Annotated in this window: 21 protein-coding genes and 1 pseudogene; 10 read left to right on the top strand and 12 right to left on the bottom strand. The window is 65.2% G+C overall.

What is annotated here, in order from left to right; all coding sequences use genetic code 11:
• The first annotated feature begins 129 nt into the window (after window positions 1-129).
• Window positions 130-1644, top strand: coding sequence for a molybdopterin-dependent oxidoreductase (locus G6N33_RS17810; RefSeq protein WP_101528121.1), 1515 nt, complete (start codon window positions 130-132; stop codon window positions 1642-1644).
• 13 nt (window positions 1645-1657) lie between these two features.
• On the opposite strand, the gene G6N33_RS17805 is transcribed toward G6N33_RS17810, so the two are convergent.
• Complete coding sequence (locus G6N33_RS17805) at window positions 1658-1858, bottom strand: hypothetical protein (RefSeq protein ID WP_044507861.1); 201 nt, start codon at window positions 1856-1858, stop codon at window positions 1658-1660.
• 100 nt (window positions 1859-1958) lie between these two features.
• On the opposite strand from G6N33_RS17805, the gene G6N33_RS17800 reads away from it, so the two are divergent.
• Together G6N33_RS17800 and G6N33_RS17795 are read left to right on the top strand one after the other, a co-directional pair.
• Complete coding sequence (locus tag G6N33_RS17800) at window positions 1959-2588, top strand: helix-turn-helix domain-containing protein (protein ID WP_044507864.1); 630 nt, start codon at window positions 1959-1961, stop codon at window positions 2586-2588.
• 34 nt (window positions 2589-2622) lie between these two features.
• Entirely contained in the window at window positions 2623-3279 is a 657-nt protein-coding gene (locus G6N33_RS17795) for an enoyl-CoA hydratase-related protein (protein WP_044507887.1), read from the top strand.
• 28 nt (window positions 3280-3307) lie between these two features.
• On the opposite strand, the pseudogene G6N33_RS17790 reads toward G6N33_RS17795, so the two are convergent.
• From G6N33_RS17790 to G6N33_RS17780, 3 genes and pseudogenes are all read right to left on the bottom strand, one after another.
• Window positions 3308-3901: pseudogene (locus G6N33_RS17790) on the bottom strand (AMP-binding enzyme); the annotation flags it as partial.
• Between the two features lie 178 nt (window positions 3902-4079).
• A complete protein-coding gene (locus G6N33_RS17785) occupies window positions 4080-4691 on the bottom strand; it encodes a nitroreductase family protein (RefSeq protein WP_044512304.1) in 612 nt (203 codons plus the stop codon).
• 44 nt (window positions 4692-4735) lie between these two features.
• Entirely contained in the window at window positions 4736-5821 is a 1086-nt protein-coding gene (locus tag G6N33_RS17780; protein WP_044512307.1) for an NAD(P)H-dependent amine dehydrogenase family protein, read from the bottom strand.
• A gap of 127 nt (window positions 5822-5948) precedes the next feature.
• On the opposite strand from G6N33_RS17780, the gene G6N33_RS17775 reads away from it, so the two are divergent.
• Together G6N33_RS17775 and G6N33_RS17770 are read left to right on the top strand one after the other, a co-directional pair.
• Window positions 5949-6857, top strand: a complete 909-nt coding sequence (locus tag G6N33_RS17775) for an enoyl-CoA hydratase (RefSeq protein WP_044507889.1) — start codon at window positions 5949-5951, stop codon at window positions 6855-6857.
• Between the two features lie 38 nt (window positions 6858-6895).
• The gene (locus tag G6N33_RS17770; RefSeq protein ID WP_044512308.1) at window positions 6896-7312 is read left to right on the top strand and encodes a PaaI family thioesterase; all 417 of its coding nucleotides are present in this window, start codon (window positions 6896-6898) and stop codon (window positions 7310-7312) included.
• On the opposite strand, the gene G6N33_RS17765 is transcribed toward G6N33_RS17770, so the two are convergent.
• Window positions 7291-8310 carry an acyl-CoA dehydrogenase family protein gene (locus G6N33_RS17765; protein WP_044507890.1) on the bottom strand — a complete coding sequence of 340 codons (1020 nt, stop codon included), beginning with the start codon at window positions 8308-8310 and terminating at the stop codon, window positions 7291-7293. The two genes, G6N33_RS17770 and G6N33_RS17765, sit on opposite strands and share 22 nt — an antisense overlap.
• Before the next feature lie 104 nt (window positions 8311-8414).
• On the opposite strand from G6N33_RS17765, the gene G6N33_RS17760 reads away from it, so the two are divergent.
• Window positions 8415-9587, top strand: a complete 1173-nt coding sequence (locus G6N33_RS17760) for an acyl-CoA dehydrogenase family protein (RefSeq protein WP_044507892.1) — start codon at window positions 8415-8417, stop codon at window positions 9585-9587.
• Here the strand turns inward: G6N33_RS17760 and G6N33_RS17755 are convergent.
• Window positions 9576-10367: a TetR/AcrR family transcriptional regulator gene (locus tag G6N33_RS17755; protein WP_044507894.1), complete on the bottom strand. Its 792-nt coding sequence runs from the start codon at window positions 10365-10367 to the stop codon at window positions 9576-9578. The genes G6N33_RS17760 and G6N33_RS17755 overlap by 12 nt on opposite strands.
• A 341-nt stretch (window positions 10368-10708) precedes the next feature.
• On the opposite strand from G6N33_RS17755, the gene G6N33_RS17750 reads away from it, so the two are divergent.
• The gene (locus tag G6N33_RS17750; protein ID WP_044507896.1) at window positions 10709-11896 is read left to right on the top strand and encodes an amidohydrolase family protein; all 1188 of its coding nucleotides are present in this window, start codon (window positions 10709-10711) and stop codon (window positions 11894-11896) included.
• 36 nt (window positions 11897-11932) lie between these two features.
• Here the strand turns inward: G6N33_RS17750 and G6N33_RS17745 are convergent, their stop codons facing one another.
• The 4 genes from G6N33_RS17745 to G6N33_RS17730 are packed head-to-tail and all read right to left on the bottom strand — an operon-like array spanning window position 11933 to window position 15830.
• Window positions 11933-12757, bottom strand: coding sequence for an enoyl-CoA hydratase/isomerase family protein (locus G6N33_RS17745; protein ID WP_044507898.1), 825 nt, complete (start codon window positions 12755-12757; stop codon window positions 11933-11935).
• Window positions 12754-13839, bottom strand: a complete 1086-nt coding sequence (locus tag G6N33_RS17740; RefSeq protein ID WP_044507900.1) for a hydroxyacid dehydrogenase — start codon at window positions 13837-13839, stop codon at window positions 12754-12756. The genes G6N33_RS17745 and G6N33_RS17740 overlap by 4 nt, the downstream gene beginning before the upstream one ends.
• Entirely contained in the window at window positions 13836-14954 is a 1119-nt protein-coding gene (locus G6N33_RS17735) for a TauD/TfdA family dioxygenase (protein WP_044507902.1), read from the bottom strand. Before G6N33_RS17735 ends, G6N33_RS17740 begins: the two co-directional genes overlap by 4 nt.
• 45 nt (window positions 14955-14999) lie before the next feature.
• Complete coding sequence (locus G6N33_RS17730; RefSeq protein ID WP_044507903.1) at window positions 15000-15830, bottom strand: HpcH/HpaI aldolase family protein; 831 nt, start codon at window positions 15828-15830, stop codon at window positions 15000-15002.
• A gap of 52 nt (window positions 15831-15882) precedes the next feature.
• On the opposite strand from G6N33_RS17730, the gene G6N33_RS17725 reads away from it, so the two are divergent.
• Together G6N33_RS17725 and G6N33_RS17720 are read left to right on the top strand one after the other, a co-directional pair.
• A complete protein-coding gene (locus G6N33_RS17725; RefSeq protein WP_044507904.1) occupies window positions 15883-17028 on the top strand; it encodes an acetyl-CoA acetyltransferase in 1146 nt (381 codons plus the stop codon).
• The gene (locus G6N33_RS17720; RefSeq protein ID WP_044507906.1) at window positions 17028-17432 is read left to right on the top strand and encodes a Zn-ribbon domain-containing OB-fold protein; all 405 of its coding nucleotides are present in this window, start codon (window positions 17028-17030) and stop codon (window positions 17430-17432) included. Before G6N33_RS17725 ends, G6N33_RS17720 begins: the two co-directional genes overlap by 1 nt.
• Before the next feature lie 19 nt (window positions 17433-17451).
• Here the strand turns inward: G6N33_RS17720 and G6N33_RS17715 are convergent, their stop codons facing one another.
• Window positions 17452-18972 carry a class I adenylate-forming enzyme family protein gene (locus G6N33_RS17715; RefSeq protein WP_081662340.1) on the bottom strand — a complete coding sequence of 507 codons (1521 nt, stop codon included), beginning with the start codon at window positions 18970-18972 and terminating at the stop codon, window positions 17452-17454.
• Between the two features lie 108 nt (window positions 18973-19080).
• Between G6N33_RS17715 and G6N33_RS17710 the strand changes: the two genes are divergently transcribed.
• The gene (locus tag G6N33_RS17710) at window positions 19081-19947 is read left to right on the top strand and encodes an SDR family NAD(P)-dependent oxidoreductase (RefSeq protein WP_044507910.1); all 867 of its coding nucleotides are present in this window, start codon (window positions 19081-19083) and stop codon (window positions 19945-19947) included.
• A gap of 11 nt (window positions 19948-19958) precedes the next feature.
• On the opposite strand, the gene G6N33_RS17705 is transcribed toward G6N33_RS17710, so the two are convergent.
• Complete coding sequence (locus G6N33_RS17705) at window positions 19959-20786, bottom strand: enoyl-CoA hydratase/isomerase family protein (protein WP_044507912.1); 828 nt, start codon at window positions 20784-20786, stop codon at window positions 19959-19961.
• Between the last annotated feature and the right edge of the window lie 16 nt (window positions 20787-20802).

The following is a 20802-nucleotide window of genomic DNA, read 5'->3' as shown; positions in this document are numbered from 1 at the left end:
GGTGCCGGAGCGGGCGTTATCCTGGCCTGCTCCGTCGGTGGTTCGCCTGTCCGGCAAGGCGTTTGCCGCATGTCGAACGCACGCGCGTAGAGTGATCCGATGACTGATGTCGTCCGCTCGAACGAACAGATGATGGTCGGGGTCGCGGCGGCGTCGATCTCACTGGGCGCCACCCAACTGGTGACCATCCCGTTCGGAGCCAAGGCCGATGCCCGCACCGCGGTGGGCTCGGCGGTCGTCGACCTGACACCGGGGCCCGTCAAAGAGTGGGCGATTCAAACGCTGGGCTCGATGGACAAGCTGTTCCTGGCCGTTGCCGTGCTGGTGGTGATCGCCGTAGTCGCGGCGATGGCCGGCAGTCTGGAAACCCGGCGCCGCCCGATCGGCAGCGCCATGTTCGTCGCGGCCGGTGTACTGGGCGGTCTCGCGGTGCTGTCCCGGCAGGGTGCCACGGCCGTCGACGTTCTGCCCACCGTGGTGGGCACCGCCTGCGGGGTGGCGGTGCTGCGGTTGCTCGGCCGCCGGTTCTGGCCCGTCATCGAGAATCCCGATGGTGTACCCGAAGAGCATCAACCCGATGCCCGCCGGCGCGGGCTGGTCGTATACGGGCTACTGGGCCTCGGGGTGGTGAGCGGAGTGGTCGGCAGCGTCGGCACCCGGTTGGCGCATTCGGTCGCCGGCGACCGCAGCAAGCTCGCCCTCCCCCAGCCGCGCGTCCCGGCGCCGTCGATACCCACCGATGTGCAGCCGAAGGGCGTTGCGCTGCCGAGCTTTATCACCCCCAGTGCCGATTTCTACCGGGTGGATACCGCGCTGAGCGTGCCCCAACTCAGCCACGGCGACTGGCGACTGCGCATCCACGGCATGGTGGACCACGACATCACCTACAGCTTCGACGACCTCAACCGCTTCGATGTCGTCGAAACCGTCGCGACGTTGACCTGTGTCTCGAATCCCGTTGGTGGCGATCTCATTTCGACTGGAATATGGACCGGCTACCGGCTGGCCGATCTGCTGAAGACCGCCGGCGTACACCCCGACGCCGATATGGTGCTCTCGACATCGGTCGACGGGTTCACCGCCGGGACGCCGACCGAGGCCCTCACCGACGGCCGCGACGCACTCCTGGCGATCGGCCTCAACGGACAACCGCTCCCGATCGAGCACGGCTACCCCGCCCGGTTGGTGGTCCCGGGACTCTACGGGTACGTGTCGGCCACCAAGTGGGTCGTGGATTTGGAGCTGACCCGTTTCGATCGGGCGAAGGCATATTGGACCCGGCTGGGCTGGGCGCCGCGCGCGCCCATCAAGACTGAGTCGCGCATCGATGTGCCCAAGGGCGGCCAGCGGGTGGTTCGAGGTCCCGTGGTGTTCGGCGGCGTCGCGTGGGCGCAAAATCGCGGGGTTCGCGCGGTGCAGGTGCGCATCGGCGACGCCGACTGGCAGCCCGCCGCACTCGGCGCGAGCTATTCGAACCAGACGTGGCGGCTGTGGAGCTTTCCGTGGCAAGCGGAAAGCCCGGGGACGCAGACGATCACGGTGCGCGCCATCGACAACACCGGCGCTGTGCAAACCGCCGAGGAGGCCGCCAGCGTCCCCGACGGCGCCACCGGCTGGCACACGGTCGAATTCACCGTGACCTAGGCGCTATCGCGACCTATCGCGATGAGAATTTGCGCCAGCTGAACACCGCGATGACCAGGCCGACGACGGCAGTGATCGGACCGATGATGGACCAGGTCGTGGTGTTGCTCATCGGGCTGCCCTGCAGAACGCCGAAGCCCTGCAGCGCCCAAATCGAGCCGAACACGGCGAGCAGCAAGCCGACGGCGAAGGTGACAACGAAAGCCCTATTCATACCCGGATGATAGGGGCCGCACGGGAGTTTATTCCCCCGGCAACCTCCTCGAACGCGGGCAGTTTGCGTTTTAGAGCGTCTGCTCTGTTATTGTGTGGCCATGCCGCGGCCACGCCTGCACGACCTCGACGGTGTGCTCGACATCGCGGCGGCCCTGGCGGTGCGCGAGGGGATTGCCGCCGTCACCGTTCGAGCCCTCTCGGAGGCGGCCTCGGTGTCAAACGGCGCGCTGTACCACGCCTTTGGATCACGCGCCGCCTTGTTGGCCCGCTCATGGTTGCGGGCCGCGGACAAGTTTTTAGCGCTGCAGCGCCATACGGTGGACCATGCACTCGACGGCGCCGGTGGGCGGCTGCCCGCGGTCGGCGCGGTCGAAGCCGTCGTCGCGACGGCGTTGTGCCCGGCCACCTTCCTCGATCAGGACGAGACCTCCGCGCGATTCCTGCTGACGGTTTCCCGCGACGACCTGTTGCGGTCCGGGGACGTGCCCGACGACCTGGCCGAGGCGCTACGCAGACTCGACGAAGCACTGGTGGCGGTGTTCGTCCGTCTGTCAATGAGCCTTTGGGACCGCAAAGACAGGGAAGCGGTGGACCTGATCCGCGTCTGCATCGTCGAGTTGCCGACCGCACTGTTGGTGCGCAGTGGGCGCTTCGCCGACGCCGCCGCACGCGACCGGCTCGCCGCCGCGGTGCGCGCCGTGTTGACCATCCCGCCGGCCACGCCCTGAGGCGATTTCTGAACGCAGACGAAAGGATTCGCTCGTGACCCCCACCCTGGAATACCGCGACAAGATTGCCGTGCTCACCCTCGGCGACGACGAAAACCGTTTCTCCCCGGACTGGCTCGACGCTGTCAACGCCGCACTCGACGAGGTCGAGAAGGACGGGCAGGCGCTGGTCACCACCGGGGTCGGCAAGTTCTACACCAACGGCCTGGACCTCGATTGGCTGATGGCCAACGGTGAGCGCACGCAGTGGTACGTCAACCGGGTACAGCAACTGTTCGGCCGGGTGCTGACGCTGCCGGTGCCCACCGTCGCCGCCGTGAACGGACATGCCTTCGGCGCGGGTTCCATGCTCGCCGTCGCCCACGACTACCGCGTCATGCGCGACGACCGTGGGTACTTCTGCTTCCCGGAAGTCGACATCCGCATCCCCTTCACCGCCGGCATGGCGGCCCTAATCCAGGCGAAGCTGTTGCCGCAGACCGCGGTGACCGCGATGACGACCGGCCACCGTTACGGCGGCCAGGAAGCGCTCGCCGCCGCACTCGTCGATGACGTTGCGGCGGAGGCCGAGGTCGTCAACGCCGCGGTGGCCAAGGTCCAACCGCTGCTGGGCAAGGACCCCGGCACCCTCGGCGCGATCAAGTCGACCATGTACACGAATGTCCTTGCAGCACTGCGTAATAGTGCGTGATCTGGTCGAAGATGGTGCGACCTGCCCGTTAGCAATCGACGACGTTCTGGTACTTGGCGATCAACTCCCGCTTGTAGAGCTTCCCAGCATCGCTGCGCGGCAGTCGCGCCTCAAAGTGCAGCGCGGTAGGACACTTGTAGTGCGCCATCCGATACCTGAGCCATTCAATCAGCTCTTGGGCGAGTGCGTGAGACGCGCGCGTGGGATCCGCCAACTGCACAACGGCGGTCACCGATTGACCCAGCACGGCATCCGGGACGCCGAATACCGCGGCGTCGACCACTAGTGGGTGACTGACGAGCAGGTTCTCCGTCTCCTGTGGATAGATATTCACCCCGCCAGAGATGATCACGTGGTGGCGGCGATCGGTGAGGTACAAGTAGCCCTCGTCATCGACGTAGCCGACGTCGCCGACGGTGACCCAGCCTTCGGGGCTACGCGACGCCGCCGTCTTCGCGCTGTCGTTGAGGTACTCGAACGGATAACCGCCCTCGTAATAGATTTCGCCAACCTCTCCGGGGCCGAGCTGATGGCCCTCGTCGCTGAGGATGTGCGGCGTGCCCAGCATGGGCTTGCCCACTGACCCCGGGTGCGCCAGCCACTCGTCCGCGCGAATGAAGGAGATAGAGGATCGCGATGGTGTCTGCGGGTTGCAGACCCGACCTCCGTAGGAAGTGGGCGAGCCTGTTCGCGCTGGCTTCCAGATCGGCGAAGCTCACGACCGCGCCCGAGCTATGAAGGATTACAGCGGGTTTCGCAGACCCAGCGTGATCACGAAGCTGCATAGCACACCCGCACCATCACGCTGTTGTCTTCCCCCAGGGTTGATCCCACCGATCGGTCACTGCCACTTCGGTAAGCGGCTTACGCCGCACTGGGTGGTGGCCACCCTTGGGCCAGCCCACCGTGAGCAGGGTCGCGATCTTCCAGTCGTCAGGAATCCCCACCATCGATCGCAGTTGCTCCTCGCAGGACCCGTGCCACAGGGTGATCGCCGCGCCAAGGCCTTGCGCCCGAGCCGCCAGCAGGAAGTTCTGCACAGCGGGAAAGATCGACCCTCCCTGCTGTAGTTCGGTGGTTCCGCGCTGCGGGTGGACGCAGAACAATACCAGCACCGGCGCCGCGCCACCGACCCTCATGTGCTCAGCCATCGTCCGCAGCACCCGCGATTTGGGATCGTCAGCCTCGTTCTCCGGCAACGAAAAACGATAGAAATCGGCCATGAGCTTCCATGTCTCATGGGCTGCGGCCGTGATCAGGTCGCGCACGCTACTCGATCTCAGCAGGACAAACTTCCAGCGCTGCTGATTGCCTCCGGACGGAGCCCAACTCGCCGCGCGCAGACAGGTCTCAATGGCCTCGTCCGAGACGGGTTCGTCACGGTAGCGCCGCACGGCCGACGCGGTGCGCATGACCTCCCACAGGTCCGACGACGTCCGCGGGAACGATCGCTCGCTCACGGCTTCGCCGTCGCCGGCAGCACACCGCGCCACGTCCCGCCGCGCACCGGACCGGTGACTAGCGGCAGATCGAGGGTCGACAACAAACCCGACGGCGCGGCCATCACGGCGGGAATGGCGTTGAGCTCGCGCATGACGGTTGCGTACGTTAGGCCACGCATATTGTTTCCGCGGCCGTGCATTTCGATGTCCACCGTGTAGGTGGGCAAACCGTCGACGATGACACGGTAACCGCCATGCGGCGATGGGTGGCGAGGCCAGTCCGGCGCGGACGCTTCGCCCATCCGGGTGATGTGCTCGAGCACGACGCGTTCCTCGCCGTCCACCGTGCCCGCCAGCCTGAATCGCATTCCGCCCACGGTGCCCGCTTCAATCCAACCCGATGCGACCTCGTAACGCTCTGTAGCTAACCACTTTTCGATCGATGTCACTACACGATCGAGCGGCAGCCCAACACCATCGGCTACCAGATGGACGGTGGGTGCCCACAGTGTGGCGAGGCGCTCGGTGTCGAACAGCGGCGCCGGGTGGTCGGGGTGGCAACCGAAACCCATGAAGTCGAACATGATGTCGGGTTGGTTGATGGGCCCATAGTCCAGTATCTCGAGCATGGTGATGGTGTCGACGCGACTGCTAAAGCCCGTCATGGTCAGCGCAATCACGTCGTTGGCCCACCCAGGGTCGACACCGCTGTTGAAAAAGCTGGTGCCGCCCTCGACGCACGCCTCCTCGAGGAGTTCGACGGTTTCCTTGTCCGCGGCGGGCGGGTAACACATCGGCACCAGCGAGGTGCACACCACATCCTTGCCCGAGCGCAGGCAGCGCGCAATGTCGTGCGCCGCTTCCCGGTAGCGATAGTCTCCCGAGGCGAAATAGGCCACCACGTCCGCGTCCGTCGATAAGGCGGCACCAATATCGCGTGTGGCAATGACGCCGGTCGCCGGCATTCCACAGAGGTCACCCGCGTCCCTGCCGTCCTTGGCTTCCGCGTGGACGACCACCGCGGCCAACTCCAGCCCCGGGTGCGCGATGAGGGCGCGCAGCGCGCCGACACCGACCTGACCCGGCCCCCAAAGAATCACTCGTGGCTTTCGTTGACCGGCCGCCATCGCCCCCCCTTCCGGCCGCCATCGGCCAATGCGTGAGAACATATCTTCTCATACAGAGATAATGCTATTACCGGACGTGGATGAGGAAGCAGGGCCAGCGGTGAACGATTACCAATTCTTGAACTGGGAGACCTTCGACGACGGCATGATCGTTCGGATCTCGCTGAACCGCCCGGAGCAGCGCAACGCCCAGAATCGCGGCATGCTGGTCGAACTCGATGAGGCGTTTGCGCGGGCGGAGGCCGATGACACCGTCCGAGTGGTCATCCTCGCCGGCGAGGGCCCGATGTTCTCGTCCGGTCACGATATCGGTTCCGCACAAGCCCGCGCCGAGTTCGCCTCGGGCCCGGGCCAGCACCCCACCGTGACCATCAACGGCGGCACCCGCGACGGTGCGGAGAGAACCATGCTGCAGGAATGGCACTACTTCTTTCAGAACAACCTTCGGTGGCGCAACCTCCGCAAGATCACCATCGCGCAGGTGCACGGTGATGTGTTCTCGGCGGGACTCATGTTGATCTGGGCGTGTGACCTCATCGTCGGAAGCGAAGAAGTGCGCTTCGCCGATGTGGTCGGTACCCGGTTGGGCATGTGCGGGATGGAATACTTCGGCCATCCCTGGGAGTTCGGTCCCCGGCGCACCAAGGAACTCATGCTGACCGGCGATGCGATGGGGATCGAAGAGGCCTACCGCCTCGGCATGGTCAGCAAGATCTTCACGCGCGACGAACTGCCCGACCGCACCCTCGAGCTGGCGCGGCGCATCGCCGAAGTGCCTACGATGGCGGCCCTGTTGATCAAGGAATCGGTGAACCAGTCCGTCGACAACATGGGCTTCTACAATGCGCTGCAATCATGTTTCTCACTGCACCAACTGAATCACTCTCATTGGGCGCAGATCCGGGAGGACAAGGTCCCCACTGCCGGTGAGGCGCAAGGGGTACCGAATTGGCGGACCGCTCCACCGGTTGTCCTGGCGGTCAAGGACCAGGTCCGGTCGGACGCGTGATCGCCGAACCGTCGTCCGATCAACCGGCGCCACAACCGATGGCGGTGACGATTCCCGGTCACCTGTTTGGCCAGCTGCCGTTCTACGACGTTGTCGACACCCACGAGTCGGTCATCGTCGACCTGCACAACCGACCGGATCTGGTGAACTACCATGGGGCGCTGCAGGGCGGGTTGGTCGCCACGCTCATCGATGTGGCCGGGGGCCGGCTTGCGGTCAAGCACGCCGGTGACGGTAACGGTGCTGGCACCGCGGACATGTCGATTCATTTCCTGGCACCGATCGTCGAGGGCCCCGCGCGCGCGAGTGCGACTCTGCTCCGGGCGGGAAAGCGGGCGATCGTGGTCGGTGTCGACGTATTCGACGTGGGTAGAGACCGGCTCGCGGCGCGGGCGACGTTGAGCTTCGCAATCCTGGGGTCCCGCGATCCCGGTCAGCCGGCGGCTGCGCCGTAACGCGCGGCGGCGACGCGGTCCAATGCGGTCGCGGGATCGCCGAAGACCATTGCCCAGCCCCGGACGCGGCGGTAGTACAACTGGATGTCACCCTCCATACCGAACCCGTATCCGCCATGGATATGCAGGCTGCGCCGCGTCGCGTCCCGCGCCGTCTCGTAGGCAAACGCGAAGGCCATGGCGGCAAGTTCGCGGACGCGGTCGGGTTCGTCGGCGAAGGCGCAAGCCGCCTTCAGCCCGAGCAATCTGGCCCCGTCAGCCGCGGTGGCGCTGTCGGCCAGCGGGTGGGACACGGCTTGGAAGGAACCGATCGGGGCGCCGAAGGCGTGGCGTTGTTTGGCGTAGTCAACGCCAATCTCGACGGCCCGTTTGGCCGCGCCGGCCAACGCGACGGCGGTCAGCGTCAACCACAGGTCGAGCGCGCGCGAAAATAGTTCACGCGCCTTGGCTCCGTCGGCGAGCACAACCTGGTCGTTCCCAAAGGTGATGTCGGCCAGGGGCATTGACGCGAGGTTTTCCACCGCGGTGCGGTTGTCGGTGATCGGCGCTGCCAGCAGCCGCCCCTTGGACAGTGCGATTACGTGGTCTGCCACCGCCCCTGCGGGTACCAGACTCAACCTCCCATCGCGTGCGGCCCGGGGTGCGAAGGTGGCCAGCCGTTGGCCGGCAAGGACCGCGCTCAGCAGCTCGGTGCCTGTCTCACCGGACTCGGCCAGCGTCCGGGCGGCGACCTGCGCTTCGATGATTGGTGCGGATGCAACTGCGCGGCCAAACTGTTCGGCGATCAACGCGAGTTCCAGTTCGGAGGCACCCCATCCCCCATCGGCCTCACCGACTGCCATCTCAACCGCACCGGTCTCGAGCAGCGCCCTCCACAGCTTGAGATCGAAGCCTGACGGCTCGGCCGCGCGGATGCGCTCGAAGGTCGACTCGCGGGTGAACAGCGCGGCGAAAGAATCCATCAACTGCCGCTGTTCGCTGGTTAAGCTCAGGTCCACGACGGTCAATCCCTCACGTGCGGATATGGTTACTCTCAGATTTGAGATTAGCATTACCACGCGCCCGGCCCGGGATCCATGCGACAACAGATTGGCCCACGCTTATGCATTTTCGCCTTGACGCCGACACTGCGACCTTCCGCGACGGCGTCCGCAACCACCTTCGGGAAGTGTTGAGCCACGAATTCCAGGAGCGCATCTACCGCAGCGGCGTCGCCCACGACGACGAGTTCGCGAAAAGTCTCGTCGACACTGGTTATTTCGCTCCGAGCTGGCCCGTCGAATTGGGTGGCCAGAACCGCAGCGCATGGGACGAGCAGGTCCTCAAGGAGGAGCTGATGCGCTGTGACGCGCCGGTGTACCTCTCCGAAACCACCAGAATGGTGGCTTCGATCATTCGCGAGATCGGTACCCCGGAGCTGAAGGATCGTATCTTGGCCGGGGCTATCAACGGCGACATCACCATCGCGCTCGGCTTCACCGAACCCGAGTGCGGGTCGGACGTCGCGGCGGCTGCCACCAGGGCAGTCCGTGACGGATCTGGAGACGATGCGCAGTGGGTGATCAACGGCTCCAAAATGTTCACCACCAACGGCCACATCGCCGACTTCATATTCCTGCTCGCGCGTACCAGCCCCGATAAGCCCAAGCACAAAGGCCTGACGATGTTTCTCGTGCCATGTTCCTCGGAGGGCTTTGTGGCGCAAGCGGTCTGGACCCTCTCCGGAGAGCGGACCAATATCACGTTCTACAGCGATGTCCGTGTCGGAGACGAGTGGCGAATTGGCGAAGTCGACGGCGGCTGGGAGGTGCTTGGACTTTCGCTACGGTACGAGCATGCATCCGGGTGGGGCCCGCACCTCGTTCGGCTGTTGGATCATGCCGAACACTGGGCCACCAGCACCCGATCCGACGACGGCGCATCGCCCATCGCCAATGCCGACGTCCGGCGCCGGCTTGCCCGAGTTGCCATGGAGACCGAGGTGTCGATGCTGCTGCAGCGACGATGCGTATGGATGCACGAACAGGGCGACATACCGGTGGCCGAAGGACCGATGTCGAAGGTGTTCAGCACCGAGGCACTCGAACGCGCCAGCCAAGATGTGGTCGAACTGGTCGGCGCTGACGGCTTGCGAAGCTATCTCGAGCCGACCGCACCAGAGCAGGGGCGGTTCGAGCACTCACTACGATTCTCGCTGGGCACCACGATTTATGCGGGCACCAGCGAAGTTCAGCGAACGATCATCGCGCAGCGAGGGCTTGGCCTACCCCGTTAACTTCTTGACCCGGCGCGCCGAGGTCGTCCGCGGCGCCGCCTTGCGCGCAGCCCTGGCCTTGGTGGGGTCGGCGGGCGGCGTGACGGCCTGTTTGCACCACGCCCACAACTGGTCCTCGGTCAGCTTGGGACCTTTGCCGCCGCCCAGGTGGAAGACCCCAATCTGGGCGAGTGCGGTGAGCGTCGTGTTCAGCAATATGGTCAGCTGTGCAGGTGTCATGTCCGTGCGCACCAGTCCGACCCGAGCGCACGACGTGATGATCTTCGTCAGCAGCTTCTGATGGGGCTCCCACACCTTGGCGAAGTCATCCGGCCGCTCGATCTCCAAGCTGAGGTTGTAGATCGTCATAACCCGGCCACCGACCGCTTCCGAGGATTCCGCGCGAGACAGCACTCCTCGGCAGAAGGCCTCGAGTTGCTCCATCGGGCCGTCGGCCGCGGCGACCTCCTGACGGATGTCCTCGGTGAACTGACTCGTGACATTCTCGTAGAGCGCCAACAGGAGTTCTTCTTTACCCGCGAAGTGTTGATAGAAGGCTCGCAGGCTCAGGTTTGACCTATCGATGAGCGTCTGGATCGTGAAGTCGGCCTTGCCCGACTCCTCTACCAGCTCCAGGGCGGTGGCCAGAAACCGTGAGCTGCGGGCGAGAGCGCGCGCCCTCGCCGTGCTGAGGCGCCGCTCGATAGTGCGTTGCTGCCATGTGCCGGGCACCTCGACGTCATTCTCAACCAGTTCCAAGCCGGCTTCGATCTGGCGGCCGGCGGGCTTCTTCGTAGGCATAATGCCGACAAGAATACTCGTACGCAGAGAAAATATCCGACCTACCTACACGTGTATGTTGATTGTCACTTTGCGGAATCGCAGGTTTTCGTCTCGCCGCTGAGTCCTGGCGGCACCCATGCCACCGTGGCGCAGTAGGCTTTCCGACAGCCCCGCGCAGCCTCGCGGCGTTTCCGGCGGGTGTCGCACCAGGTGGCGCTCCGCACGGTCGCGAAGGCGCCGTCATTCGGATGTCCCGGTTACCTCGTGTCGAATCGCATGCGGTACCGTGGAAACGGTGATTCTCACCTGTGAATGAATGCGTCGTAATGGAAGCCGCGGCCCGTCGAAGGAGTGCAGCCTTGAGTGCAGACATTCTGATCGTGTCGCCGGACGACCACCTGGTGGAGCCGGCCGATCTGTGGACAAGCCGGCTGCCGGAGCGCTACCGCGACATCGGGCCGCGGATCGTTCGCACCAAGGGGCGCATGGATCCGAGCGTGACTTCCGATGTCGCATTCGTCGAGGATGCCGACGGCCGTGACGCGGATATCTGGCGCTATGAGGATGCGGTCATCCCAATCCCATTGATCAGCGCGGCCGCCGGCTACGACCTCGACGAGCTCAGCACCGACCCGATCACCTACGACGAGATGCGCCCGGGCTGCTTCCGCCCAGCCGACCGGCTCGCGGACATGGATATCGCCGGCATCGAGGCCTCGGCCTGCTTCCCCAACACGCTGGTCCGCTTCTGCGGCCAACGGTTCCTGTACGGCAAGGACAAGGAACTCGCCGGATTGTGCGTCGAGGCCTACAACGACTTCCAGATCGACGAATGGGGCGGTAGCTCGAACGGGCGGCTGATCCCGCTGGGCATCATTCCCTTGTGGGACGTCGAACTCGCCGCCAGGGAGGTCGAAAGGGTTGCCGCCAAAGGGATGCGCGCGGTGTGCTTCTCGGAACTACCCAGCCGTCTCGATCTGCCGTCCATCCATAGCGGCTACTGGGACCCGTTCTTCGCCGCCTGTGAGCGCAACCAAGTGGGCATCATGCTGCACATCGGGTCGAGTTCTTCGCTCACCAAGTCCTCGCCCGACTCTCCGCACGTGGTCACCAGCGCGCTCATGGCGGTCAACTGCACGATCGCCCTGGTCGACTGGCTGTTCTCTGCCAAGCTCGTGCAGTTTCCGGACCTCAAGATCGCGTTCGCCGAGGCGCAGGCCGGCTGGATCCCCTACTACCTACAGCGCGTCGACGAGGTGTGGGAAGACCGTCGGGCCTGGGGTGGCATCCATCCCCTGCTGACCGAACCGCCGAGCAGCCAGGTGCCCGGGCGGGTGTATTTCTCCACCTTCGGTGACCCAGTCGCGTTCCGCATTCTCGATCTGGTCGGTCCCGACCAGCTGATGTTCGAGACCGACTACCCGCACAACGACACCAACTGGCCGAGGAGTTTAGAGGTCGCCAACAAGGCGACGGAGGGCCTGGACGAGGCAACGAAGCGAAAGGTGTTGTCCAGTAACGCCAAAACGTTCTTCGGCATGGAGTGACACCTGCCCCGGGAGTTTCGGTCCGGGCCTCGCTGGCTACAAAGCCTTCCAATCGGGTTTGCGTTTCTCGAGGAAGGCCCGCGGCCCCTCGACGGCGTCCTTGGTCAGCGCGACCTTCATGCGATAGTTCTCGGCGAGCAGCTCGGCCTCATAGATCGGCAGTGTGAGCCCCTTGCGCACGGCCATCCGTGAACCGCGAACCGCCAGTGGCGCATTGGAATTGACGATGTCGGCGATCTCCCACGCTCGGGCAATCAATGAGTCGTGCGCCACCACCTCGGTGAAGATACCCAGGTCGTAGGCGCGCTGGGCGTCAAGTCGTTCGTGCTTGCCCATCAAGATCAAACGCATCGCGACGGGCAGCGGCAGGATCCGCGCCAGCCGTACCCCTTCGCGCCCAGACGTCACGCCGATGCTGACATGCGGATCCATCAACGTCGCGCGCTCCGACGCAACGGTGATGTCCGCCGTCGTCACCAGGTCCAGTCCCGCTCCGCAGGCGATGCCGTTGACGGCACAGATAATTGGCTTGGTCATCTGCAGCCACGGCGGCGTCGCCTCCTGGGGTGCGTCCCACTGTCGCATCGAGCTGAGGATGGGCTCGCCCTGATTGTCGATTCCGGCCGCGTTCTCCATGTCGTGGTCGGCCGCTTTGTTGACATCCGCGCCGACGCACAGGGCGCGGCCGGCGCCGGTGAGGATCACCGTCCAGATATCCTGGGAACGCTCGATTTCGGAGTATGCGATCGATAGTTCGGCGATCATCGCGTCATTGATCGCGTTGAGGACCTCGGGGCGGTTGAGCGTCACAAACGCGGTGTGACCCCGCACCTCGACATCGATCGTTTCGTAGTGAGTCACCTGATCCGACCCCCGCTCTCCAAAGCGGTTGTGGCGCTGGGACGAAAACCGAATGTGCCTTGAAATCGGTCGCAGAAGCGAGGCCAGACATCGGGATTCAGTAGCCGTGGCGGCATGCCGCCGTCGAAAATTGTCTGCCACTGCGTGGCCGTGGCAACGGCGATATCGCGCGCGGCCTCGAGGGTGATCCCTGCGGTATGTGGTGTCGCAACCACATTCTCGAGATGCAGCAGCGGATTGTCCTGGCGCGGTGGTTCCTGGTGGAACACATCCAGGCCTGCCCCGGCGATGCCGCCGCTGGTGAGCGCCTCGAGCAATGCGGCTTCGTCATGGACGGGTCCGCGCGCAGTGGTGATGAAGAATGCGGTTGGCTTCATCACCGCAAATTGCCTGCTGCCGATCAGCCCCTCGGTCTCGCTAGTCAGCGGGCAGGTCACCTGGACGAAGTCGGAGCGCTCGAGGAGTTCGGCAAGCGCAACGACTCGCACCCCGCGTGCCCGCGCGCTCGCCTCGTCGAGGTAGGGGTCAAAGACCAGGACCTCCATGCCGAACGGCGCGCACAACTCGACCAGGCGCCCGCCGATTGCTCCGAGCCCGATGACGCCGAGTGTCTTGCCCGCCAATTGACTGCCTCGCAACACCATTCGGTCACCGAGCGGGCCGGCTCGCAGCATCCGGTCGGCGGCCGTGATCTTCTTGGCCAGGTCCAGCATGAAACCGAGCGCATGCTCGGCGACCGCCTCCGCGCCAGGCCCGGAGTTGTTGCACACCGCAATTCCGGCGCGCGTGCATGCGTCCACGTCGATGACGTCGTAGCCTGCGCCCGCAGAGCACACGGCGAGAAGCTTCTCGCATCGCCGCAGCAACGTCGGCCCGGCCAGCCACTGTGTGCCGGCGGCATATCCGGCCACGTCAGTGCGGGTGGCCACCTGGTAGCCGTGCGCGGACTCCAAGGCGGCCCAGCTCTGGGCGTCGGGCGCAGTCAAGTCGAGCTTGACCAGGTCGACGTCGGAACTTTCGAGAATTTCGCCGGCGACAGGATCGGTCCACCGCTCGTAAACCAGACGCGGACGAACGCTCACGTGTTCTTGACTTTGGGTTTCGCCTGCGCCGCCTTGAACATGTCGGCCAGTTCGGCGTTGACGTTCTTGTAGTCGTTGCGGGCGATGGTGCCGTCTCGGCCCTCGACGACGTCGTACCCGAGACGCAGGTCTTTGTTCTCCATGTGGAAATATTCGCGGCCGATCGGTAACCGGCGGTCTTCGCGCGGCACTTCCATCCACGCCCGCAGGAAGCAGCGCGCCTTCTTTGGGTCATTGCTGCTGACGAAGTCGGACCGCGAATGGCACATCGCGAAGTTGTTGGCCACTGCGGCCTCGCCGGATTCCAGTCGGAACTCGACCTGCTGCTCGACCAGGATGTTGCGCAGCAAATCCACCGCTTCGACCTCCTGGGGCGTGAACTCACGGCCCAAGGCGTGCATCGCCGGCAGGATGCTGCTGTAGGTGAAGTTGATGCAGATCCGTCCGTCGATTTGGGAGAAGACGGGCACATCGTAGGGCGTCACGTCGGGCTGGTCGTCGGGCTGTTCGCTGCGCCGATGATGCGGGAAACCCCGGTAGAGCACTTCGAGCAGATCCGGCCGCTCCGCGAGCACCCGGTCGTGTGCCGCGGGGCCGCTGGCGAACTGGCTCTCCCCGCCCTGCGCCGCCGGATACACGCACAGCAGCGCGAGGATGTCAGCGGCATCGTTGTGCATGGCCAACTCGGCCCGGGATTTGGTTCCACGGGCCGGCTGCACGCCACCTGGCAGGATTTCCTCCTGCACGCGCACCATCCGGTGACCGAAGGAGTTGTTCGACACGAGATAGCCCAGGTGGGTGCAGAAGGCCCAGTAGATTCGTTCGAGTTCCTCGATTGAGTGCTGCTCGACGGGAAACCCGCGGACGCACGCCAGACCCTTGCCGAACATCACATCCCGGTAGAGCCGGGCCAGATCGTCATCGAGATCCGGGTGCCGAGCATCCTCGGGCGTGATGTCATCCCGGTCCTTGTGCGCCGTCTTGGCCAGGATCGATTCCAGCGCAGCCACATTGCGGGCCGACAGGTCGAAGGCGAAGTCCTCCTTGCTGGTGAAGTCGGCTCCAGTCCACGCCATCGTGTCAGTGACGGGTTCGGTGTAGATGGCTGTCGGCATCCGGTCCTCCTGATGGGTTGGCTCACGTGCGCTATTGATCTCTCGTCAAATCGGTTCCCGCGGTGATGCGTCCAGCCCGCGGAGCGCTGCTGCGCGCTTTGCGGCCGCCTCCGTCATCATCCCGATGTCAGTCCCCGCCGAGATGAACCGCAATCCCAGTCCCACGAACCGACTGAGCAGTTCAAGGGACTTTATTCCGGCCATCCCGAGCGCCACGCCGTGACTACGACAAGCCGCCGCCACCGATTCTACTGCACTATGGAAATGGGGATTCTCATACTGCCCGTGGATGCCCATTTCGGCGGTCAGATCGCTCGGTCCGACGAGGATCATGTCGATACCTTCGACTGCGGCGATGGATTCGGCTGCATCGACGGCTTGCGGGGTCTCGACCATCACGGCAACAACCGTGCGACGTTCGAGCACCTCCACCAATTGCGACGGCGCACGTTGCTGGAATCCGCTGACCGCATTCGGGCCCGATATCGACCGATGCCCAATCGGCGGAAAACGCGCGGCGTGGACGATGGCCTCCGCCTCTACTTTCGAATTCACGTGCGGGGCAATGATTCCCACTGCCCCACCATCAAGCACCCGGGCAATCACGCTAGGGTCATGCGACGGCACCCGCACCAGACCCGAGATCCCCGCTCCGAGCGCGCTCATGCACAGCATCTGTGCGCTCTCCAGCGACGTAGATGTGTGTTCGAGGTCGACATACACAGCGTCGTACCCGCATGCCGCCGCAACCGCGGGAACGTCGGGGGTGCGTGAGTTGAGCAGAGCCAGGCACAGCACAAGCGATTGTCCGCGCAGGGCGTCGCGCAGCGCCGTCGTCATAGGCTCACGGTAGCTGAACGAGAATGCGGTTTCCATGTTTCTGCGAACTGCCGTTATCGAGCGGGCGGCGGTGTGATAACCATGAGCTATGCCGTCGAATCGCGTCGCCATCGTGGGCGCAGCCCTTTCCGACTGCGGCCGAGTTCCCGACAAGACCGCCATGGCGCTGATGGCGCAGTCCTCGCGGCGCGCGGTCATCGATGCCGGCCTGACAAAGCAAGACATCGACGGGTTAGGCGCGCACGGGACGTTGCTTCCGCCGGTCGAAGTCAGCGAGTATCTCGGCCTACAACCCGATTGGGTCGACGCGACCAATGTCGGAGGATCCTCGTGGGAAGTGATGGCCAGTCACGCCGCGGCCGCGATCGCGGCGGGCGAAATCGAGGTCGCCTTGCTGACCTACGGGTCCACCGCGCGCTCGGACGTCAAGCGCCGGGCCCGCGCGTCCGCGGCCGCGATGGGCACCGGCGGCACCCTGCAGTACGAGGCGCCTTATGGGGCGACGTTGATCGCCAAGTACGCGATGGCGGCCAGGCGACACATGATCGAATTCGGCACCACCGTCGAACAATTGGCGGAAGTCGCCGTCGCCGCCCACGAGTGGGCCGCCATGAACGCGGAGGCGTTTGAGCGCGACCGCATCACCGTCGCGGACGTCGAGGCCGCTCCGATGCTGGCCGACCCGTTCACCGCCAAGCACGTGTGCCTGCGCACCGACGGCGGCGGCGCGGTCGTCCTTGCGAGCGAACGGGTGGCCATGGATTGTGCGAAAGAGCCGGTCTGGATTCTCGGGGCGGCGGACGCGACATCCCACGTGAGCATGAGCCAATGGCCCGATTTCACGACGTCGCCCGCCGCCCGCTCGGGTCCTCGGGCATTCGCGCAGGCGGGTGTCGGTCCGGCTGACATCGATGTGTGCCAGCTCTACGACTCCTTCACGTCCACCGTGCTGCTGACCGTGGAAGATCTCGGCTTCTGCGCCAAGGGCGAAGGGGGGCCGTTCGTCGCGTCCGGTGCGCTGCGTCCGGGCGGGGCGCTCCCAACCAACACCGACGGAGGCGGGCTGGCCTCCTGCCATCCCGGTATGCGAGGGATGTTCCTGATGGTCGAGGCGGTCCGGCAGTTGCGGGGCGAATGCGGACCGCGCCAAGTGAGCGGGGCCAGTCTGGCCTGCGTCCACGCGATGGGCGGCTTCTTCACCCACAGCGCCACGATGATTCTCGGGAGGCAGTGATGACCGCGCCCGATCGGCCCACGATCGACACCGACGGCCAAGCCTGGTGGACCGCCACGCAAGGCCGGAGGCTGACGGTCAACCGTTGCCGCTCATGCGGCCAGGCCTCGCTGTACGCACGGCCCTTCTGCCCGCACTGTTGGTGCGAGGATGTCGATTTGACGCCGGCCACCGGACGCGCGCGGCTGTACACCTGGAGCGTCATCCGCCAGAACGCCGCGCCCTTCGACACCCGCACTCCCTACGTACTGGCCATGGTGGACCTCGAAGAAGGATCACGGCTCATGACGGTCGTGGCGGACTGCGCTGTCGATGATCTACGCGCAGACATGGATCTGGTCATCGCTTTCCGCGAAGACGACGACGGATTCGTCGTGCCGGTGTTCCGGCCCGCACCCGCCTAGCATCCGTTGACCGCGCCCATCAACCCGCGGTCGCCAGGCGGTCGGCGATGAGCCGCCGGCGCCCGGCCGATCGTGCGTCGAGCTTGGTGCGGTCGATCTTGCCGTTGGCATTGACGGGCAGCGGCTCGTCCCACAACACCAGCTCCTCTGGCAGTTTGTATTTCGGCAGCCCCTCGGAAAGGAGAGCTTCGGCGACCTCGGCCAGCGTCATCTCGACCTCGGGTTCGAGGACGATTGCCATGGCCAGCCGCTCCCCGGTGGTGTTGTCGGCAACCGCGTAGGCGGCACATTCGCGGACCCCAGCTATCCGCGACACGGCCTCCTCCACTTCGGCCGCCGGGATCTTCAGGCCATTGCGGATCACGATGTCCTTGATCCGGCCGACGATGCGCACCCGCCCGCCGACGATCTCCGCCACATCGCCGGTGCGGAACCACTCACCGTCGAACGCCAGCTCGTCGTCCTGGGCATCGGTATAACCCAGGAAAGTGTGCGGACCCTTGATGCAGCACTCGGCGGGCTCGGCCACGGATCCGATGCGGACGTCGACGTCCTCGAGCGGCACTCCGTCATCGGCATGGCGCACGACGCGCGGTTCGTCCCGCAGACCGGACGTGCTGACGGGCACTTCCGAGGACCCGTACGCGCGCATGACGACGATGCCGAAATCGCGTTCGACGCGTTCGACGATCCGCCGGTCCAGCGTCGTGCCACCGAGATAGACCGCGCGCAGGGGGACCGCCCCATCGCGCGTAGCGGCCTCGTCGAGTATGCGATCGAGCAGCCGGTCCGGGCCGCCGTACCACGTCGCACCGGAGGTGACCAGCAGCTCGCACGTCGCCGACGGGTCCCAACGGTCCTCGAGGATCACCGGTATCGCGAGCATTGGGCCGATGAACAACGCTTGCAAGACCCCGGTGACCGATGCCAGCGGGCTGATCAAAAAGATCCGGTCTTCGGCACCCAAACCCGCTGCCGCAGTGTAGTTCGCCGACGCCTTGGCCAATGTGCTCAGCGAGTGGATGACGCCCTTGGGCCGAGACGTGGTCCCCGAGGTGTAGAGCACGACGGATGGTTCGTCGGCCGGCCGCGCGGGGCGCGGCGAACCGGCGCTCCCGCGCTGACCGTCGCCAAGGTCGATCCAACGACAAAGCCCGGATAGTTCCGGCTGGCTGACCGTGGTCCAATTCGGCGCCGAGCCGACCCGCGCTCGGGTGCGGGCAATGATGTCGGCGAGCTGCTTCGCCCCGGCACTACGCGGCACGAGCAGGACGAGCGCGTCCACCCGCAGCGCCGCGTGGATCGCCACCACCGAGTCCACGTCGTTACCAACCACCAAGACGATCGCGCTGCCGCGGACCACTCCGGCATCGACCATGGCCACGGCGGCCGAATCGATGCGCTTGTCTAGCTCCCCGTAAGTGAGCTCGGCACCGCGATCCACCACGGCGGGGCGGCCGGGAGACCGCGCGGCAGCGGATCGCACCATGTCAACCGGATCCCCGGTCCAGAGACCGGCCGCGCGGTAGCGACGGCGCAGCGCGTCGGCTCGCCGCCGCGCATGCCGCAGCAATTCAGTCGGGCCGGTCATGAATGTCCCTCCGATGCAAATTACTGCTCTCGATTAAGTAAATGTAACCTCTCACCCATGCAGTCAATGACTTTCGATAATCAGGTGGCCATCGTCACCGGTGCCGGTGGCGGGCTTGGCCGCTGTCACGCCCTCGAGCTCGCTCGGCGTGGCGCTCGAGTCGTGGTCAACGACCTGGGCAGCAGCGTGGATGGCAGCGGAGCGTCGACGTCGGCGGCCCAAGCCGTGGTTGACGAGATCACTGCCGCGGGCGGCACCGCGATCGCCAACGGTGACTCGGTGGCCACTGAGGAAGGCGGCGCCGCGATCGCGGCGGCCGCGATGGACGCCTTCGGCCAGGTGGATATTCTGGTGAACAACGCGGGGATTCTGCGCGACGCAGCATTCAAGAACATGACCGCCGAGCAGGTCGACGCGGTCATCGCGGTACACCTGGCCGGCGCCTTCAATGTGACACGCGCGGTGTGGCCGATCATGCGGGCGCAAAATTACGGACGAATCGTTCAGACCACTTCTGGCACTGGGCTTTTCGGCAACTTCGGTCAGGCGAACTACGGCGCCGCGAAGATGGGCCTGGTCGGCATGATGCACGTCCTCGCCATCGAAGGTGCCCGCAACGGCATCGCGATCAACGCCATCGCTCCCATCGCGCGGACACGGATGACCGAGGACATCATGGGGGAGGCCGGTAAGGCCATGCATCCCGAGCTCGTCACCCCGGTGGTGATCTACCTCTGTCATCGGTCCTGCGACCGAACCGCGCACATCTACTCGGTCGGCGCCGGGAAGGTGTCACGGGTGTTCATCGGCGTCACCAAGGGAATCGAGGACACGGCTTTGACCGCGGAGTCGGTGGCATCGTCGATCGACGAGATCGACGACAGCGCCACGTTCACCATTCGGGGCGGACCCGCCGCGGCCTAACACGCGGCTGGTCAACGACCGAGAAACTTGGGCTCTCGGCGCTCGGCGAACGCCGCAAGGCCCTCTTGCAGGTCCTCGGTGCCCGACACCACCTCCTGCGCCCACGCTTCCTGCTCGAACGCGCGGTGTCGATCCGACTCCGACGACACCGACAACAGTCGTTTGGTCAGCGCCAGCATTACCGTGGGCCCCGCGGCCAGCCGTACCGCGAACTCTTCGGCGACCGCGTGGGTGTCTTCCGGTGCGGTCACGCGATTGACCAGCCCGAGCTTCTCGCAGGTGAGCGCATCGACTGGTTCACCGAGCATCAAGAGTTCGGTGGCCTTGCGCAAACCGACAATTCTCGTCAGGAGATGGACGGCCCCCGAATCGGGAAGGATCCCCCGATGCACAAACGCCTCCACGAGCTTGGCCTCCGCCGACATCACGACCAGATCGGCTGCCAGCACCAAGCTGGCGCCCGCGCCGGCCGCCGTGCCGTTGACAGCGGCCACCACCGGTTTGTCGCAATCCAATATCGACGCAATCAATCGCTGCCAGCCTTGCTGCAGCATCCGAGCGATATCGCCGGGCCGCTTGTCCGAGAGGGGTTTTGGTTGTGTATCAGCGTTCGCGGCCGGTGAGGTCAAGGCCGCACCGGCACAGAAATGGCGGTCACCGGTTGCGCTCAACAGGACGGCACGGACGTCGGATCGGTCGTTGGCCAGGATCAACGCCTCGGTGAGCGCCTCGCGGGCCAAGGGCGACAACGAATTTCCGACATCAGCGCGGTCGATGGTGATTCGCAACACCCCGTCCTCACCGACGGTCGAAACGATGCCCGATGGTTGCTCGCTCATATCCTCATCCCTGCGT

The organism is Mycobacterium simiae, from assembly GCF_010727605.1.
GTDB classification, from domain to species: Bacteria; Actinomycetota; Actinomycetes; order Mycobacteriales; family Mycobacteriaceae; genus Mycobacterium; species Mycobacterium simiae.
This window is presented reverse-complemented; position numbering and strand designations above follow the sequence as displayed.

Coding starts and splice junctions, on each gene's coding strand:
- G6N33_RS17810 (WP_101528121.1), top strand. CDS start 130: ATGATGGTCGGGGTCGCGGCGGCGTCGATCTCACTGGGCGCCACCCAA.
- G6N33_RS17705 (WP_044507912.1), bottom strand. CDS start 20,786: ATGAGCGAGCAACCATCGGGCATCGTTTCGACCGTCGGTGAGGACGGG.
- G6N33_RS17755 (WP_044507894.1), bottom strand. CDS start 10,367: ATGCCTACGAAGAAGCCCGCCGGCCGCCAGATCGAAGCCGGCTTGGAA.
- G6N33_RS17760 (WP_044507892.1), top strand. CDS start 8,415: ATGCATTTTCGCCTTGACGCCGACACTGCGACCTTCCGCGACGGCGTC.
- G6N33_RS17725 (WP_044507904.1), top strand. CDS start 15,883: ATGCCGTCGAATCGCGTCGCCATCGTGGGCGCAGCCCTTTCCGACTGC.
- G6N33_RS17800 (WP_044507864.1), top strand. CDS start 1,959: ATGCCGCGGCCACGCCTGCACGACCTCGACGGTGTGCTCGACATCGCG.
- G6N33_RS17730 (WP_044507903.1), bottom strand. CDS start 15,830: ATGGAAACCGCATTCTCGTTCAGCTACCGTGAGCCTATGACGACGGCG.
- G6N33_RS17805 (WP_044507861.1), bottom strand. CDS start 1,858: ATGAATAGGGCTTTCGTTGTCACCTTCGCCGTCGGCTTGCTGCTCGCC.
- G6N33_RS17710 (WP_044507910.1), top strand. CDS start 19,081: ATGCAGTCAATGACTTTCGATAATCAGGTGGCCATCGTCACCGGTGCC.
- G6N33_RS17785 (WP_044512304.1), bottom strand. CDS start 4,691: ATGCGCACCGCGTCGGCCGTGCGGCGCTACCGTGACGAACCCGTCTCG.
- G6N33_RS17735 (WP_044507902.1), bottom strand. CDS start 14,954: ATGCCGACAGCCATCTACACCGAACCCGTCACTGACACGATGGCGTGG.
- G6N33_RS17720 (WP_044507906.1), top strand. CDS start 17,028: ATGACCGCGCCCGATCGGCCCACGATCGACACCGACGGCCAAGCCTGG.
- G6N33_RS17770 (WP_044512308.1), top strand. CDS start 6,896: ATGGCGGTGACGATTCCCGGTCACCTGTTTGGCCAGCTGCCGTTCTAC.